We start from the raw sequence: 13369 nt of genomic DNA, 5'->3' as shown, positions 1-13369 counted from the left end.
CTCCATCATTCTTCGACCAATCCAATTCGCACGGCCGTGTCGTAGCAAAATAGCCCGGCGTATTGATGTCGGGCAATGAATCGGCGAGGAACAACCGGAAGTCAGGCTTCCGGAATGAGTAACACGTTCGGCATCCTTTCTGCGCAAGGGGAAAAGGGTGTCCACTACAAAAATTCACGCTTGGCGCAGCGAACTGCGTGGCGGTATCGAGAGCGCGCTTCAGGGCATACCCATGCTGCTTACCCCGAGCCTGCTATCTGTGGGTATTCTCGGGGCCCTGGCGGCGGGCGCTGGCCTGTGGGGGACCCTGCTGGCCATCACGTTCATTCCCGTATTGCGGTTGTGGTTCAGGGGCTCCAGCGCCGTCATCGCCGGCCCACGCATTGCCTCCACTGCAACGTATGCGGCATTGGTGCTGAACATGGCTCTTCTCGCGTCAGATGCCCCGGTACGCAGCAACGCCGTATTGACACTCTCCCAATTGCGCATGGGGCTGGCTGCGGCCAGCGTGATGTACCTGATCGCCAGCTTCCTGATTCTGCTGTCGGGCCTGTTGCGGCTGGGGCGGGTGTTCAAAATGATTCCTACACCGGTGACCTCCGGCATCAGCAATGGCACCGCGCTGATCCTGCTCGTGCTGGCTGCGCACAAGGTGGACGCGGGTGGAGTGGCCGCAGGCCTGACGGCGGCAACCATGTTGGCGGTGCATCTGGCCTGGCCGCCGGTTCAGCGGCGTTTGCACCTGTTGCGATTCCTTCCCACAGTCGTCATGGTGCTGCTCTCGGGTTTGCTGTGTGTGATGCTTCTAGGGGGGCTGCACGTGGAGTCGGAAGCGGCTTCAGGCGGGCAGGATCCCGTGCAATGGATGTCCGCAGCGCTGTGGCCGTCACTCCATGGCGTGCACCTTGGCGTGCTGATCAAGCAGGGCATTCCGGCAACCATTACGCTGGCTCTGGTAATGGTGCTCGAGACATTCACCGCGGCCAGCACCATGGAGATTCGGTTCGGTGCGAGATTCAGCGCAGACCGCGAGTTGATCGCCTTGGGTGGGGCCAATATGGTGGGCGCCTTGGTGGGCAGCTTGCCCTGCAGCGGTAGCCCGGTGTACAGCGTTGCGGCCAGGCTCTCGGGCGGACGGGGGCGTATGACGTCTTTTGTCTGCTTTGCGGTCAGCGGCATTGGACTGGCGTTCCTCAATCCCTGGCTCATGGCGTTGCCAGCCGGTCTGGCGGCCGGGTTGCTGATACTGCAGTCGACCATGATGGTGAGCCCGGCGTTCCTGGAAAGCCTGTCGCAGGTTGTGCATACCCGCCGCTGGACCAGGCCGCAAGCCAGTGACCTGGGCTTCTGGATCACGGTGGTGATTTCGCTGGTGGGTTTTTTTGGCAATCTGATCTGGGCTACTTTTGCAGGTGTGGGGCTGTCCTGTCTGGTGGTGTTGCGCCGTGTTTCGGCCAACCTGACCGCGCGTTGGGTGTATCTGGATGGCGTGCGCTCCCGCCGCATACGCACGCTTGCGGAAGCGGATGCGCTGACGCATCTGGCCCACCACGTGGGTGTGCTGCGCATGACTGGCCATCTGTTTTTCGGCAACAGTGCGCGCATCACCCAGTTGGCGGATGAGCTTGACGAAGACTGCATCTGCGCGGTCATAGACGTCAGTGCCGTGCAGGATGCAGACCCCAGCGGTCGTGACGCAGTGCTCTGGCTGGTGCGTGCACTCAAGGAGCGCAACCTGCAGGTGGTGATAGCCGGCTTGTCCAAGTGCCGTGTGCCCAGTCTGCAGACTGCTCTGGACAGTGTTCCAGTGCTGGATCAGTGCATTGATCTGGACCGCGGCCTGGAGCGTTGCGAGGAATGGGTGTTGCAAAACGCAACCGCTCTGCCCAGGGCACAGGCCGCGCGCGTCGTCGAAGGCAACAGCTTGCTGCGGGGGCTGGATGAAGACGAAATCACTGCCGTGCTGATGGTGGCCGAGGAGCGCCAAGTGGAAGCCGGCATGGCGCTGTTTCGCAAGGACGATCCTTCCAACGGCGTGTGGATGTTGCAGTCCGGGCAGGTCAGCATTCTGGCGGGGGCGGGTGCCAGCTCCATGCGGCTGGCAACCTTTGGTCCGGGCCAGTTTGTCGGTGAGATGGGTTTGATTGACGGCAACACCCGGTCGGCAACGGTAACGGCGGATACGCCGGTGCAGGCGGTACTGTTGGACAACCAGGGCATCGCCGCCTTGGTACGCGACCACCCGCAAGCGGCGCTCAAGATCACCCGCAACATTGCCAGGGAGTTGTCTCAACGTGTGCGCAGCACCTCGGCCGTGTTGGCCCAGGAGTGGGAGACGCCCAGCGCGGTATGGGGCGACAGCATGCTCAGCGTCGTCAACAAATAGTGGGGTGGACTTTGCGCCGAGGCGGCAGCAGCTGTCTCAGCGCAGCCGCTTGACCGCCAGCATGGTGCAATCATCATCCAGCACCTGCTTGTCGGTGAACCGTGCCACGTCGAAGCGCACCGTGTCCAGCAGTTCAGCCAGCGTCAGGTGCCGGCTGGCCTGCAGCAGGTTGATGCAGCGTTCCTCCGAATATTCGGTGCCATCGGGCATCTGCGCCTCGGTCACACCGTCCGTGTAGCAAAAAAGCAGCTCGCCGAGTTGCAGCGTCTGGTGCTCTTTTCCAAATCGAACGCCCTCAAACGCGCCAATGAGCGGGCCTTTGGGCACCGGCAGAAAACGCGCGCCGGTGTGCGTCAGCAGCAGTGGTGCGCAGTGCCCGCCATTGGAGTAACGCACTTGCCCGGAGCGGACATCGTAGAAGCCACAGAAAATAGTCAGGAAGATATTCGTCTCGTTGGCGATGCAGAGTCTGTCATTGAGTTCCGTGAGCAACTGGCTGGGGTCATCGGTCTTGATCGCCAGCAGGCGCAACAGACCAATGGCCCGCGCCATGAACAGTGCCGACGCCACGCCGTGCCCCGACACATCACCGATGCAGAAAAACAACTGGTGGTCGTCCACAAAAAATGCGTCAAAGAGATCGCCACCCACGTTGGAGGCCGGCTCCATGAAGCCACACACGTCAAGTTCGGGACGTTGCTGGAAGATGGGGCGTTGCAGCGGCAACATGCTGGCCTGCAATTGGGTGGCAACGGCCAGCTCCTTGCGCAAATGCATCAACTCCAGCTGTTCCCTTTGGGCCTTCAGGGCGAGGTCGTTGGTTCTGCGTACCCGCTCGCTCAAGGTTCTCTGCAGATTGCGTGCCACGCTGGGCATGGTCATCAGTCGATCCCAGAATATGTCCGCTGGAATTTTCAGTACCCGTGTTTCGCTGACCGCGATGACCAGGGCCGATACGGCCTTGCCGTCAATGGCAGACATTTCGCCCACGCATTCGCCGTTGACGATGGGGATTTCAGAAGTCGCACCCTGTCCACTGTTGAGCCGGACCACCACGGTGCCGGACAGGGGGATGAAGATGCTGTGGTTGATTTCTCCCGGCGAGAGCAGTCGGGTGTCGGCTGGTAGTTCCAGAACTTCACAGTCCGCCAGTGCATCCCTGAGCTGCGCCGGTGGGATGTCGCGAAACAGGGGGATCCATTCCAGCTCTTCGCGCCTGCGCTCTTCCTTGCGGCGTTCGGGGTGGTGCGGCATGCGCACGTGCCGGCGCTCTTCCCTGTCCTTGAATTTGCGTGGGAATTGGGTGGTCATCAGGGAAGGCTAGCCCCAGTGCACCCGGAAGGTGAGTTCGTTCTTGCCGTCAATGCGGCGATACGCCACGTCGTCGGAAAAGCTGCGGATCATCATCAAACCCAGACCACCCGGCTCGGCATCGGCCAGGGTTTGTGGCCGCTCGGGCAAAGGTGCCGAGGCCATGTCGAAGGCCGGGCCTTCGTCGGTGACGGTGACGGCGGCCTGCGCGCAGTCGCAGACTTCCAATGTCAATCTGATAGGCTTGTTTTCACTGCCCGAGTAAGCATGCGCGATCACGTTGGCCAGCGCCTCGTTCAGACACAAGTCCAGGCGACCCATCTGGTCGGCCGGAACGCCGTGTTCGGTGGCGTGCTGTGCCATCCATTCGGATGCACGGCGTACTTCCGAAGCGTTCGCCTGAACGCAGATGTCAGAACGGAAATGCGTTCCCAGCGCAGTCATGCCGTGCGTTATCCGTTGAGTGCCTTCTCGGCCTCGGACAGTTCGGTGAACATGGGGATCAGGCTATCGATGCCGGTGGTTTCCAGTGTCTTGTACACCGGCGCGTTGTCGCCCACAAACAGAACCATGCGTCCCCCCCTTTGCTGCAAAGCCTTTGCATTGGTGATGATGGCACGGATTCCGATGGAGGCCAGAAAGCTCACGCCGCTCAAATCCACAATGACGCGGCGGTTGCTGGTGGCGGACAGTGCCGCAAACTTGGTGGAGATTTCATCCGTGCCGGGCAGATCCAGACGGCCGGTCAGGGTAACTTTGCGCAGTGTGTCGGTGATGTCTTGAAAATCGATGGCCATGGCAGGGATCCCCGTTGGTAAAGGCTGGGAAGTGAAGAAGGTCCGTCATACGGGCTTCCAACGAGGGTAAGTCAAATATGTGAAACAAATATGACAACTCTTTTTCACCATGGTCCCAACCCTTGCTAGTGCCCCTGGCGAACAATCAGCAGCGAGATGCTGCAGATGCGCGTCAGGTTTTCGGCCACGCTGCCCACCAGCAGGCGCTCCACGCCCCGCACCCCGTGGGCCCCGATGACCAGCAGATTGGCGCCCCAGCGGGTAGCGGCTTCGGACAGCGTTTCCGCCACACGGCGGTTGGCCGATTCGATCAGGAGCTTTTGTGCCTGGCAGCCTGACGCTGTCGCCTTGGCAACGGCTTCATCCAGCAACTGGTTGCCCATGTTTTGCATGTCGGCCTTGACCTTGTTGACGTCGATATAACTGCCAAGCCCCATTCCATGCTGCATGAGTCCGGCCTCATCGGCGACAAAGGCAATGCACAGCTCAGCCTTGAGGGCGCGAGCCAGTGCAATGGCTTCTTCCAACGCCTTTCTGGCGGTGCTGCTGTTGTCGATGGCGACAAATACTTTGGTGTACATACGCTTGCCTTTCGTTTAGTGGACGACCATGGCCGTGAACGGGAACACATAGGCCTGCAGCGTCACGAAGATGCCAACCAGACAGGCCAGGGCGATGGAGTGGAAGAACACGTAGCGCAGGATGTCGCCTTCGTGGTTGAACCAGCGCGTGGCGGTGGAGGCCACCACAATGCTTTGTGCGTCGATCATCTTGCCCATGACGCCGCCAGAGCTGTTGGCCGCGCCCATCAGGTTGGGGGAAAGACCCAGCTGTTCTGCAGCCACCTTTTGCATACCGCCGAACAGCACGTTGCTGGCCGTGTCAGAGCCCGTCATGGCCACGCCAATCCAGCCCATCAGCGTGCCGAAGAAGGGATAGAGCACGCCGGTGTTGGCAAAGGCCAGGCCCAGCGTGGTGTCGGTTCCGGAGTAGCGCGTCAGCGTGCCAAGTCCCAGCATCAGCACGATGGTGGCCAGCGAATAGCGCACCAACCAGGCGGTGCGACCAAAGGTGCGTACGATTTCCAGTGGTTTGTATTTCATCACCAGGGCGCCCACGATGGCGGACAGCAGAATGCCGGTGCCGGTGGCCGACAGGATGTTGAGCGTGTAGACCGCGGCTTCCTTCGTGGGTTTGGCCACCACGGGGGCCACCTTTTCCACCATGTTGTGCAAGCCCGGCATGGGGAAGGCCGGCGCATACAGGCTGTTGAGGAATGCCTTGACCGGTGGCAATCCCCATACGAACACAAAGGCTGTCAGGATGATCCAGGGTGTCCAGGCCTGCATGAGCGCGGCCTTGGAGTGCACCGCAGGTGCCACTTCGGCCTTGGCGTCTCCACCATCATTCTCGTGGCCCTTGAGCGAAGGGGAGCGCCAGATCTTCCTGGGTTGCCAGACGCGCAAGAACAGGATCAGCGAAGTCATGGAGACCAGGGCGGCGATGATGTCTACCAATTCGGGGCCGATGAAGTTGGAGACCAGGTATTGGGGGATGGCAAACGACAGACCGGTCACCAGAATGGCGGGCCAGATTTCCAGCATCGCCTTGCGCCCGGCAAAGGCCCAGATCAGCCAGAACGGTACCAGCAGCGAGAAGAAGGGCAACTGGCGTCCGATCATGGCGGTGACCTGCATCAGGTCGTAACCGTGCACCTTGGCCAGCGTGATCACCGGCGAGCCCAGGGCGCCAAAGGCCACGGGCGCCGTGTTCGCAATCAGCGACAGGCCGGAGGCCGCCAGCGGAGAAAAGCCCAGACCGATCAGGATGCCCGCGGTCACGGCTACCGGAGTGCCAAAGCCGGCGGCCCCTTCAAAGAAGGCGCCGAAGCAAAAGGCAATCAGAAGCAACTGCAGACGCCGGTCGGTGGTAATGCCGGACAGGGAGTCCTGCAGCACCTTGAAGCTGCCGTTTTGCTCGGCCAATTGCTGCAGGAAGATGATGTTGAGCACGATCCAGCCAATCGGCAGCAGACCGGTGAACCCGCCCAACAGTGCCGCTTTGCCCGCCATCTCTGCCGGCATGCCGTAGGCCAGCACGGCAATCGCCAGAGCGCTGACCAGGCCCAGCGCCGCAGCGATATGTGCCTTGATATGCAGAAGGCCCAGGCAGATCAGCATCACGGCCACCGGCACTGCGGCCAGTAGCGTAGAGATGACCATATTCCCGAACGGGTCGTAGATTTGCTGCCAGACCATGAAAGTCTCCTCGTTGGAATTTAGAAAAGGTAAAGTGGTATTACCACTATGTGCGGCAGAATTACACGATAACTTCTAGATTGCGTCAATTGAATTTATCGAGACAGGGGTGAGAGATTTTTTGAAGGGCAGGGATGCTAAACTGGTAAGACCACTTGAAATGGCGTACTTTCATGAATAGCACCCGACCTGCCATGGCCCGCATAGCCGACGTTGTTGCCAGCGAGCTGGAGCAACGCATCCTGGAAGGTTCACTCAAGCCCGGGGACAAGTTGCCGGCAGAGCGCAATCTGGCGCTGGAGCTGAATGTTTCGCGTCCCACCCTGCGTGAGGCGATTCACAAACTGGTATCCAAGGGCCTGCTGCATACGCGGCATGGGGGCGGCACCGTGGTCACCGACCGGTTGCAGGCGCCGTTCACCGATCCCTGGAAAGACATGCTGCGCGGTCATCCGCTGCTGCAAAGCGACATGCTGGAGTTCCGTCACATGCTGGAAGGGGAAGCTGCCAAGCTGGCGGCGGAGCGGGCGACCGATATGGATCTGGCGCGCATCGATGCGGCCTACACAGCGCTGGAGAAAGCCTACGCCAGCAATGACATGAACGCCTGCGTGGAGCGGGATGTGGCCTTTCACCAGGCCATTGCCGACGCATCCCACAACACGTTGATTGGTCAGCTCACCGCCAGCCTGATGCAGGTGATCCATGGCCACGTCACGGACAACCTGATCCACTTGCATGAACTGCCCAAGCAGTGGGAACAGTTGCGCACCCAGCACAAGGCGATCTGGGAGGCGGTGCATAGGCGCGAGGCCGAGGAAGCCTCGCAAGTTGCAAGGGACCACATCCGCTTTGTGCGCCTCAGCATGGAAGAGTCTGCCAAGCTGGAAGATCGCAGGAACAGCGCCCTGCGGCGGTTGACCTGAAGGCCTGCGTCAGCCCGCCAGCCAGCGGACAAAGTCCGCATGCATCTCGGCGCTGATGCCGTGGTCTATGGGGTAGCGGTGCGACTCAGGGATTACGCCGCGCGCCTTCAGCAAAGCATCAGACCGTTCGGCCCAGTGCACCGGCAGCTTGCTGTCGTAGTCGCCATGACCGACGAACGCACGCAAGGTGGCCAGGCGCGCATTGCTGGCTATCTGCGGCTCCAGCTCGGGCAGTATGCGGCCCGACAGGATGGCAAAACCGCGCACGCTCTCGGGTGACGACAGAGCCACGCTGGCACTCATGATGCCGCCCTGACTGAAACCGGCAATCACGCTGTTTGCAGGCGCGATCCCATGCTGCTGCTGAAGCTGCAGCAGCAGCGTGATCAGCAATTGGCGGCTGTGCTCGGCTTCCTGCGGGACGATCTGCGGCCCGCTTGGTGTGAACATCACACGAAACCACGCATATTGCTGCGGCCCCATTTGCAGCGGCCCTTGACCAAACACTACCAGCGTGTCCGCGTCAATGCCCGTGGCAAGGGTCAGCAGGTTGGTCTCGTTGCTTCCCACGCCGTGCAGCAGAACCAGCAGCTTGCTGGGTTTCGCGGGCGTCGGTGTGCGCAGGCGGTAGGCCAGGCCAGATACCGGCTCGGTTTGCAAATCGCTCAATCCGAAAGAGAGTGTGGTCATGGGGGTTCCTTACCTCTTATGCTGCAACCGATGGGGCAACGGCGCTCTGCGGCACTCCCCAGGCAAAGGAGTCCATGGACAGCATGCCGTGTTCGATGCCCCCTTCGAGCAATTGTGCGCTCTCGCCCGGCAGCTGCGCGCCCATGGCTACCAGCAATGGCAGAAAGTGCTCCTCCGTCGGGTGGGCACGTTGGGCGTGGGGAGCTTCTGTGCGGTAGTTCACCACCGGCTGCAGCGCATTGGCCAGCACAGCGGTCTTCACCCAATCGGAAAACTCCTGCACGTAACTTGCGGGTTGGTTCACGCCCTGGCGGAATTCGCGCAGGTTGTGCGTCATGCTGCCGGAGGCAATGATCAGCACGCCCTCCTCGCGCAAAGGTGCCAGCGCCCGGCCCAGTTGCACGCTTTGTTCGGCGCTCAGGTCGTACGGCATGGAGACTTGAAACACAGGGATCTGCGCTTGGGGAAGCAAGTGGTAAAGCGGCACCCATGCGCCGTGGTCCAGGCCGCGGCCCGGGTCCAGCTTGGTGGCAAAGCCCGCATTGCTGAGCAACTGCGCTGCGCGTTCGGCAATGTGAGGCGCTCCGGCGGCGGGGTAACTCAGGTCATACAGCTTGGCCGGGAACCCCCCGAAGTCGTGGATGGTTTCGGGCTTGGAGTCGGTAGAGACGCTGACTCCGCGTGTTTGCCAATGGGGTGAAACCACCAGTACGGCCTTCACGTTAGAGAGCTGCGCACCCAGTGCATTCAGCCGGGGACCCAATTGGCCGGGCTCCAGTGCAAAGGTAGGAGCACCGTGCGAAATGAAGAGCACGGGTGCCTTCACGGCTTGGGTAGACGTATGTGCCATGGCGTTTCCTGGGTTGTTGGGACTATGTATGGCGCCACTCTGCAGCGCATGCAGGAACTGTATTGGCTTATCGCTTGAAGATAAATATGCAAAAATAAGATTGATTGTTCCGTTTGGAGGGATAGTGGACCGATTTCTGGAAATGCAGACCTTCAACGCCGTGGTCGATGCAGGAAGCTTTGTGAAGGCGGCAGAGACACTGGACATGTCCAAGGCCGCGGTATCGCGCTACGTAGGCGACATGGAGACGCGCCTGGGCGTGCGGCTGCTGCACCGGACTACGCGTCGTCTGTCGCTGACCGATGAGGGGCAGTTGTTTTACGCCCGCAGCAAGGAGCTGCTGGACGCGCTGGAAGGCGCAGAGGCAGAGGTCACTTCGCGCAGCGAAGCGGCCACTGGTTTGCTGCGGGTGAATGTGCCCTTCACCTTCGGAATCCTGCATCTGGCGCCCTTGTGGGGACAGTTCAAAGCGCAGAACCCCAAGGTCACACTCGACATCACGCTGGCAGATCGTCTGGTGGACCTGGTGGAAGAGGGCTATGACGTTGCCATCCGGATTGCCACGCTGGAGAGTTCCACCCTGGTGAGCAAACGGCTGGCCAGCACCCGCATGGTGTTGTGTGCCTCGCCCCGATATCTGGCGCAACACGGCACACCACAGCATCCCCACGAACTGAGCAGCCACGCAGTCATCTCCTACAGCTACTGGTCCACCCGGGATGAATGGCGATTTGACGGGCCGCAGGGGCCGGTGAGCGTGAAGACCCAGCCCATCATCAGTACCAACAGCGGCGATACCTGCCGCGCCGCCGCGCTGGCGGACCAGGGTGTGATACTGCAGCCCAGCTTTCTGGTGGGCAAGGATCTGGCCGATGGCACGCTGGTGGAGCTGATGCCGCAATTCCGTTCGCTGGAGCTGGGTATCTACACCGTCTATCCGACACGCAAACACGTGCCTGCCAAGGTGCGTGCTCTCATCGACTTCCTGCAGAGCCACTTTGGCGGCAACCAGCAGCCCTGGTGAGGGGGCATGTGGCCCCGGTCACGCTTTCGCGCAAGCTGCGATACTTCAGCGCATGTATGGCACCTTGCGCGATTGACGGCACCATGGACGAACGTTTCCATTCCTACGAACCCCGATCCGGCCACGGCCTGGCGCATGACCCGTTCAATGCCATCGTCGGCCCGCGCCCCATAGGCTGGATCTCAACGTGCAGTGCCGCAGGCCAGGTGAATCTGGCGCCCTACAGTTTCTTCAACGCGTTCAACTACGTGCCACCCATCATCGGTTTTGCCAGCATTGGCCACAAGGACACGCTGCGCAACATTGAGGAAACTGGTGAGTTCGTCTGGAATCTGGCCACCCGTCCCCTGGCCGAGGCCATGAATCAGACCTGTGCTCCGGTAGGTCCGGAAGTCAATGAATTCGAGCTGGCCCGCCTGGCCGCCGCACCCAGCCGTCTGGTCAAGCCGCCGCGTGTGGCCGACAGCCCGGTAACTTTTGAATGTCGTCGGACGCAGATCGTGCAACTGCAGGGGCTGGATGGCCAGACGATTTCCACCTGGCTGGTGCTGGGCGAGGTGGTTGCAGTGCACATCGCGCAGCACCTGATCGTGGATGGCGTGTACCAGACTGCTGCGGCAGCGCCCATATTGCGTGGCGGCGGCCCCGCCGACTATTTTGAAATTGGCCCGCAGCAGTTGTTCCACATGTGGCGGCCATCCCGGTAAGAAGACATGCACACCACGACGCCCGACGCTGCACTGCGTGCCTTGCTGACCCAGGCCTATGAGGCCGCGCGCCATGCCGTGGGAGCAGATCGCAACATCGTGGTGTTGCACATTGGTGATGCGCAATGCGGGATCGCAGCCGGTACGGGGGCGCAACCGCAGACCCTTCATGCCCTGCCCATGGGGGCCGAGCGCACTGCACGCGAACATTTCCGCTCCGATCCCCCAACTGCGCTGGCCATGGAAAACGCAATTGCAGCAGTGGAAGACGTGGTCATGCCGCTTAGACCACTGTTGCCGCGTGATGCGTTGTTGTTCACCCTGGATGCTCCCTTGCGCGACCTTGCGACGCTCGCAGGAGTGCCAGCCAATGCCCGCGTGCTCTCGCTGGAGTCCATGGAACAGTGCTTCGACAATCTGACGGCGGTGGTCATGGGCACGCCTGCGGCGCGTCTGGGGCTGCCGGAGTCCAGGTCTTTCGCCGCCAGACTGCTGATCCTGCGCGAGTTCATGCACCACATGCAGTTTGCCCAACTGGAGTTCATAGACCCTTGATTGCTGCAGCCCGGATGCGCAGCCGCATTCCACGCCTTTTTCAGCGCAGCTCCTGGCATTTCGCCCTGGACCGCAATACCGTTCACTATCTGGCGTATCAGATCGCGGCCTACGTGATACTGAACCTGGGGGAAGACGTCGCCATGGCGGCCTTCATGTTTTGTTAATTGACCTACATCAGGGGCTATTCAATTTCTGGTTGGTAGGTCAACGGCAGTAGGCGACAATGCGTTGTGCTTTTACATACTCCCCCCTGTTAACTAACCTTTGAGGATCTTCCCCATGAGCAATCGTCGCGAATTCATCGTTCAATTTGGCCTTGGCGGCGCAGCAGTGCTTGCTGCTGGTCAGTCTTTCGCCCAAGGCGCCATGGTCGCCGATGCTGATCCTCAAGCTACAGCACTGGGTTACCACGCTGACGGCACCAAGACCGACAAAACCAAGTTCCCCAAGTACGCTGCTGGTCAGCAATGCAGTTCCTGTGCCTTGTTCCAAGGCAAAGCTGGTGACAAGGCTGGCGGCTGCCCCCTGTTTGCCGGCAAGCAGGTGTCCGCATCTGGCTGGTGCAGTGCTTACGCCAAGAAGGCCTAAGCCAAGCACTGCAAGGATTGCATTTGTCTGAAGACAATCAGATCGAGATTCCGCAGTCCTTCATAGCGCTTTTCATTGAACCGGGTCGCAGCAAACCAGCTGCAACCCGGTTTTTTATTGCCGAGCGCTATGAGTTGTGCGAGGACATGGCCAACATGCTGACGCAGACCGCGCAGGAAATGTTGCACGGGTTGGGCATTACCGAAGCGGACGTGTTGCAACGGTGCTACCTGGGGCTGGTTGCCGGCGACGCAGTGTTCAGCGTGGCCGAGGCCGAATGGGTGGTGCGCCGACTGGCCGAACTATCACAATGGCCGCAGCCATTGCAGCTTTCAGCTCCTTAGAACCTCCCAAGCTTTTCAGTCTTGTTTCTTTAGCAACAGTGCTTGCTCGTATAGTGCATTGCGTGGCTGGCCGGTGATTTCAGCTGCCAGCTTGACGGCGGATTTCAGCGGTAGCTCTGCCATCAACAAGGTCAAGATCCGTACCGCATCACCGCCCTGCGCAGCAATGGCGGCAGGGTGCAGCACCAGTGCGAATTCGCCACGCAGCCGATTGGCATCGGCTTGCAGCCAGGCCGAGAACTGGCCGGCGGACATGGTTGCAATTTCTTCGAACTGCTTGGTCAGCTCACGCCCCAGGGTCAGTTGCCGGTCTCCCAGAACCGCCAGCGCCTGCGCCAAGGCCTCAATGCGGTGGGGTGCTTCCAGCAACACCACGGCGCGCGGCTCCTGGGCCAAAACACCAATCGTGTGCGCTCGCTCGGTGCTCTTGCTGGAAAGAAAACCATGGAATACAAAGCCCGACGTGTCCGCCGACTCGCCACCGATGCCCGCAACACTCAGCAGCGTGGTGACGCTGCTGGCACCGGGCAGCGGAATGCAGCGCAAGCCCTGCTGCGTCGTGACTGCCGCGAGCCGTGCGCCGGGGTCGCTGATGCCGGGCGTGCCCGCATCGCTGACATAGGCCACTCGCAGGTTCTGCCGCAGCCTGTCGATGACGGTCTGCGCAGCCTCGGACTCGTTGTGCTGGTGTACTGCCAGCAGCTGGCCGGCGCTTTTGTCGATGCCGTAGGCGCGCAGCATCTGCTGGGTATGGCGCGTGTCCTCGCAGGCGATGACGTCGGCCAGCTCCAGAACATGCAGGGCGCGCAGGGTGATATCGGCCAGGTTGCCAATCGGCGTGGCCACCACATAGAGCGCCCCTTGCGGATAATGCTGCGAAGAGGCCGCCTCGCGGGCGGCACCCCGGGCAGAAGAATAAGAAGCGCTCAC

General features: G+C 61.0%; 16 protein-coding genes. 8 read left to right on the top strand and 8 right to left on the bottom strand.

Annotated elements, in window-relative coordinates; genetic code table 11:
• The first annotated feature begins 157 nt into the window (after nt 1-157).
• On the top strand, nt 158-2386 hold the full coding sequence (locus tag AAGF34_RS03030) for a SulP family inorganic anion transporter (protein WP_342619157.1): 2229 nt from the start codon (nt 158-160) through the stop codon (nt 2384-2386).
• A gap of 36 nt (nt 2387-2422) precedes the next feature.
• On the opposite strand, the gene AAGF34_RS03025 is transcribed toward AAGF34_RS03030, so the two are convergent.
• The 5 genes from AAGF34_RS03025 to AAGF34_RS03005 form a co-directional block, all read right to left on the bottom strand.
• A complete protein-coding gene (locus tag AAGF34_RS03025; protein ID WP_342619156.1) occupies nt 2423-3697 on the bottom strand; it encodes a SpoIIE family protein phosphatase in 1275 nt (424 codons plus the stop codon).
• Nucleotides 3698-3706: 9 nt separating this feature from the next.
• The gene (locus AAGF34_RS03020) at nt 3707-4141 is read right to left on the bottom strand and encodes an ATP-binding protein (protein WP_342619155.1); all 435 of its coding nucleotides are present in this window, start codon (nt 4139-4141) and stop codon (nt 3707-3709) included.
• 8 nt (nt 4142-4149) lie between these two features.
• The gene (locus AAGF34_RS03015) at nt 4150-4494 is read right to left on the bottom strand and encodes an STAS domain-containing protein (RefSeq protein WP_342619154.1); all 345 of its coding nucleotides are present in this window, start codon (nt 4492-4494) and stop codon (nt 4150-4152) included.
• A gap of 125 nt (nt 4495-4619) precedes the next feature.
• Nucleotides 4620-5075, bottom strand: a complete 456-nt coding sequence (locus AAGF34_RS03010; RefSeq protein WP_342619153.1) for a universal stress protein — start codon at nt 5073-5075, stop codon at nt 4620-4622.
• Between the two features lie 15 nt (nt 5076-5090).
• Entirely contained in the window at nt 5091-6752 is a 1662-nt protein-coding gene (locus tag AAGF34_RS03005) for an L-lactate permease (RefSeq protein ID WP_342619152.1), read from the bottom strand.
• A 173-nt stretch (nt 6753-6925) separates the two neighbouring features.
• On the opposite strand from AAGF34_RS03005, the gene AAGF34_RS03000 reads away from it, so the two are divergent.
• On the top strand, nt 6926-7678 hold the full coding sequence (locus AAGF34_RS03000; protein ID WP_342619151.1) for an FCD domain-containing protein: 753 nt from the start codon (nt 6926-6928) through the stop codon (nt 7676-7678).
• Between the two features lie 9 nt (nt 7679-7687).
• Here the strand turns inward: AAGF34_RS03000 and AAGF34_RS02995 are convergent, their stop codons facing one another.
• Together AAGF34_RS02995 and AAGF34_RS02990 are read right to left on the bottom strand one after the other, a co-directional pair.
• Nucleotides 7688-8347, bottom strand: coding sequence for a phospholipase (locus AAGF34_RS02995; protein ID WP_342621021.1), 660 nt, complete (start codon nt 8345-8347; stop codon nt 7688-7690).
• 37 nt (nt 8348-8384) lie between these two features.
• Nucleotides 8385-9218, bottom strand: a complete 834-nt coding sequence (locus AAGF34_RS02990; RefSeq protein WP_342619150.1) for a class III extradiol ring-cleavage dioxygenase — start codon at nt 9216-9218, stop codon at nt 8385-8387.
• A gap of 124 nt (nt 9219-9342) precedes the next feature.
• Here AAGF34_RS02990 and AAGF34_RS02985 point away from each other — a divergent pair, with 124 nt between their 5' ends.
• From AAGF34_RS02985 to AAGF34_RS02960, 6 genes are all read left to right on the top strand, one after another.
• A complete protein-coding gene (locus tag AAGF34_RS02985) occupies nt 9343-10242 on the top strand; it encodes a LysR family transcriptional regulator (RefSeq protein ID WP_342619149.1) in 900 nt (299 codons plus the stop codon).
• 83 nt (nt 10243-10325) lie between these two features.
• Nucleotides 10326-10949 (top strand): flavin reductase family protein, encoded by a 624-nt coding sequence (locus tag AAGF34_RS02980; RefSeq protein ID WP_342619148.1) that lies wholly within the window; start codon nt 10326-10328, stop codon nt 10947-10949.
• A 6-nt stretch (nt 10950-10955) separates the two neighbouring features.
• Nucleotides 10956-11504, top strand: coding sequence for a hypothetical protein (locus AAGF34_RS02975; protein ID WP_342619147.1), 549 nt, complete (start codon nt 10956-10958; stop codon nt 11502-11504).
• On the top strand, nt 11501-11671 hold the full coding sequence (locus AAGF34_RS02970) for a hypothetical protein (RefSeq protein ID WP_342619146.1): 171 nt from the start codon (nt 11501-11503) through the stop codon (nt 11669-11671). Before AAGF34_RS02975 ends, AAGF34_RS02970 begins: the two co-directional genes overlap by 4 nt.
• Nucleotides 11672-11786: 115 nt before the next feature.
• Nucleotides 11787-12095, top strand: a complete 309-nt coding sequence (locus AAGF34_RS02965; RefSeq protein WP_342619145.1) for a high-potential iron-sulfur protein — start codon at nt 11787-11789, stop codon at nt 12093-12095.
• 23 nt (nt 12096-12118) lie between these two features.
• A complete protein-coding gene (locus AAGF34_RS02960; protein ID WP_342619144.1) occupies nt 12119-12439 on the top strand; it encodes an ATPase with chaperone activity in 321 nt (106 codons plus the stop codon).
• A gap of 15 nt (nt 12440-12454) precedes the next feature.
• Here AAGF34_RS02960 and rsmI read toward each other — a convergent pair whose 3' ends face one another.
• Nucleotides 12455-13369 carry a 16S rRNA (cytidine(1402)-2'-O)-methyltransferase gene (gene rsmI, locus AAGF34_RS02955; RefSeq protein WP_342619143.1) on the bottom strand — a complete coding sequence of 305 codons (915 nt, stop codon included), beginning with the start codon at nt 13367-13369 and terminating at the stop codon, nt 12455-12457.

The organism is Rhodoferax sp. GW822-FHT02A01 (genome assembly GCF_038784515.1).
Lineage (GTDB): Bacteria > Pseudomonadota > Gammaproteobacteria > Burkholderiales > Burkholderiaceae_C > Allorhodoferax.
This window is presented reverse-complemented; position numbering and strand designations above follow the sequence as displayed.

Bases quoted from the DNA above. Each gene is read 5' to 3' on its own strand.
- AAGF34_RS03025 (WP_342619156.1), bottom strand. From the start codon at position 3,697: ATGACCACCCAATTCCCACGCAAATTCAAGGACAGGGAAGAGCGCCGG.
- AAGF34_RS03020 (WP_342619155.1), bottom strand. From the start codon at position 4,141: ATGACTGCGCTGGGAACGCATTTCCGTTCTGACATCTGCGTTCAGGCG.
- AAGF34_RS03015 (WP_342619154.1), bottom strand. From the start codon at position 4,494: ATGGCCATCGATTTTCAAGACATCACCGACACACTGCGCAAAGTTACC.
- AAGF34_RS03010 (WP_342619153.1), bottom strand. From the start codon at position 5,075: ATGTACACCAAAGTATTTGTCGCCATCGACAACAGCAGCACCGCCAGA.
- AAGF34_RS03005 (WP_342619152.1), bottom strand. From the start codon at position 6,752: ATGGTCTGGCAGCAAATCTACGACCCGTTCGGGAATATGGTCATCTCT.
- AAGF34_RS03000 (WP_342619151.1), top strand. From the start codon at position 6,926: ATGAATAGCACCCGACCTGCCATGGCCCGCATAGCCGACGTTGTTGCC.
- AAGF34_RS02990 (WP_342619150.1), bottom strand. From the start codon at position 9,218: ATGGCACATACGTCTACCCAAGCCGTGAAGGCACCCGTGCTCTTCATT.
- AAGF34_RS02980 (WP_342619148.1), top strand. From the start codon at position 10,326: ATGGACGAACGTTTCCATTCCTACGAACCCCGATCCGGCCACGGCCTG.
- AAGF34_RS02975 (WP_342619147.1), top strand. From the start codon at position 10,956: ATGCACACCACGACGCCCGACGCTGCACTGCGTGCCTTGCTGACCCAG.
- AAGF34_RS02965 (WP_342619145.1), top strand. From the start codon at position 11,787: ATGAGCAATCGTCGCGAATTCATCGTTCAATTTGGCCTTGGCGGCGCA.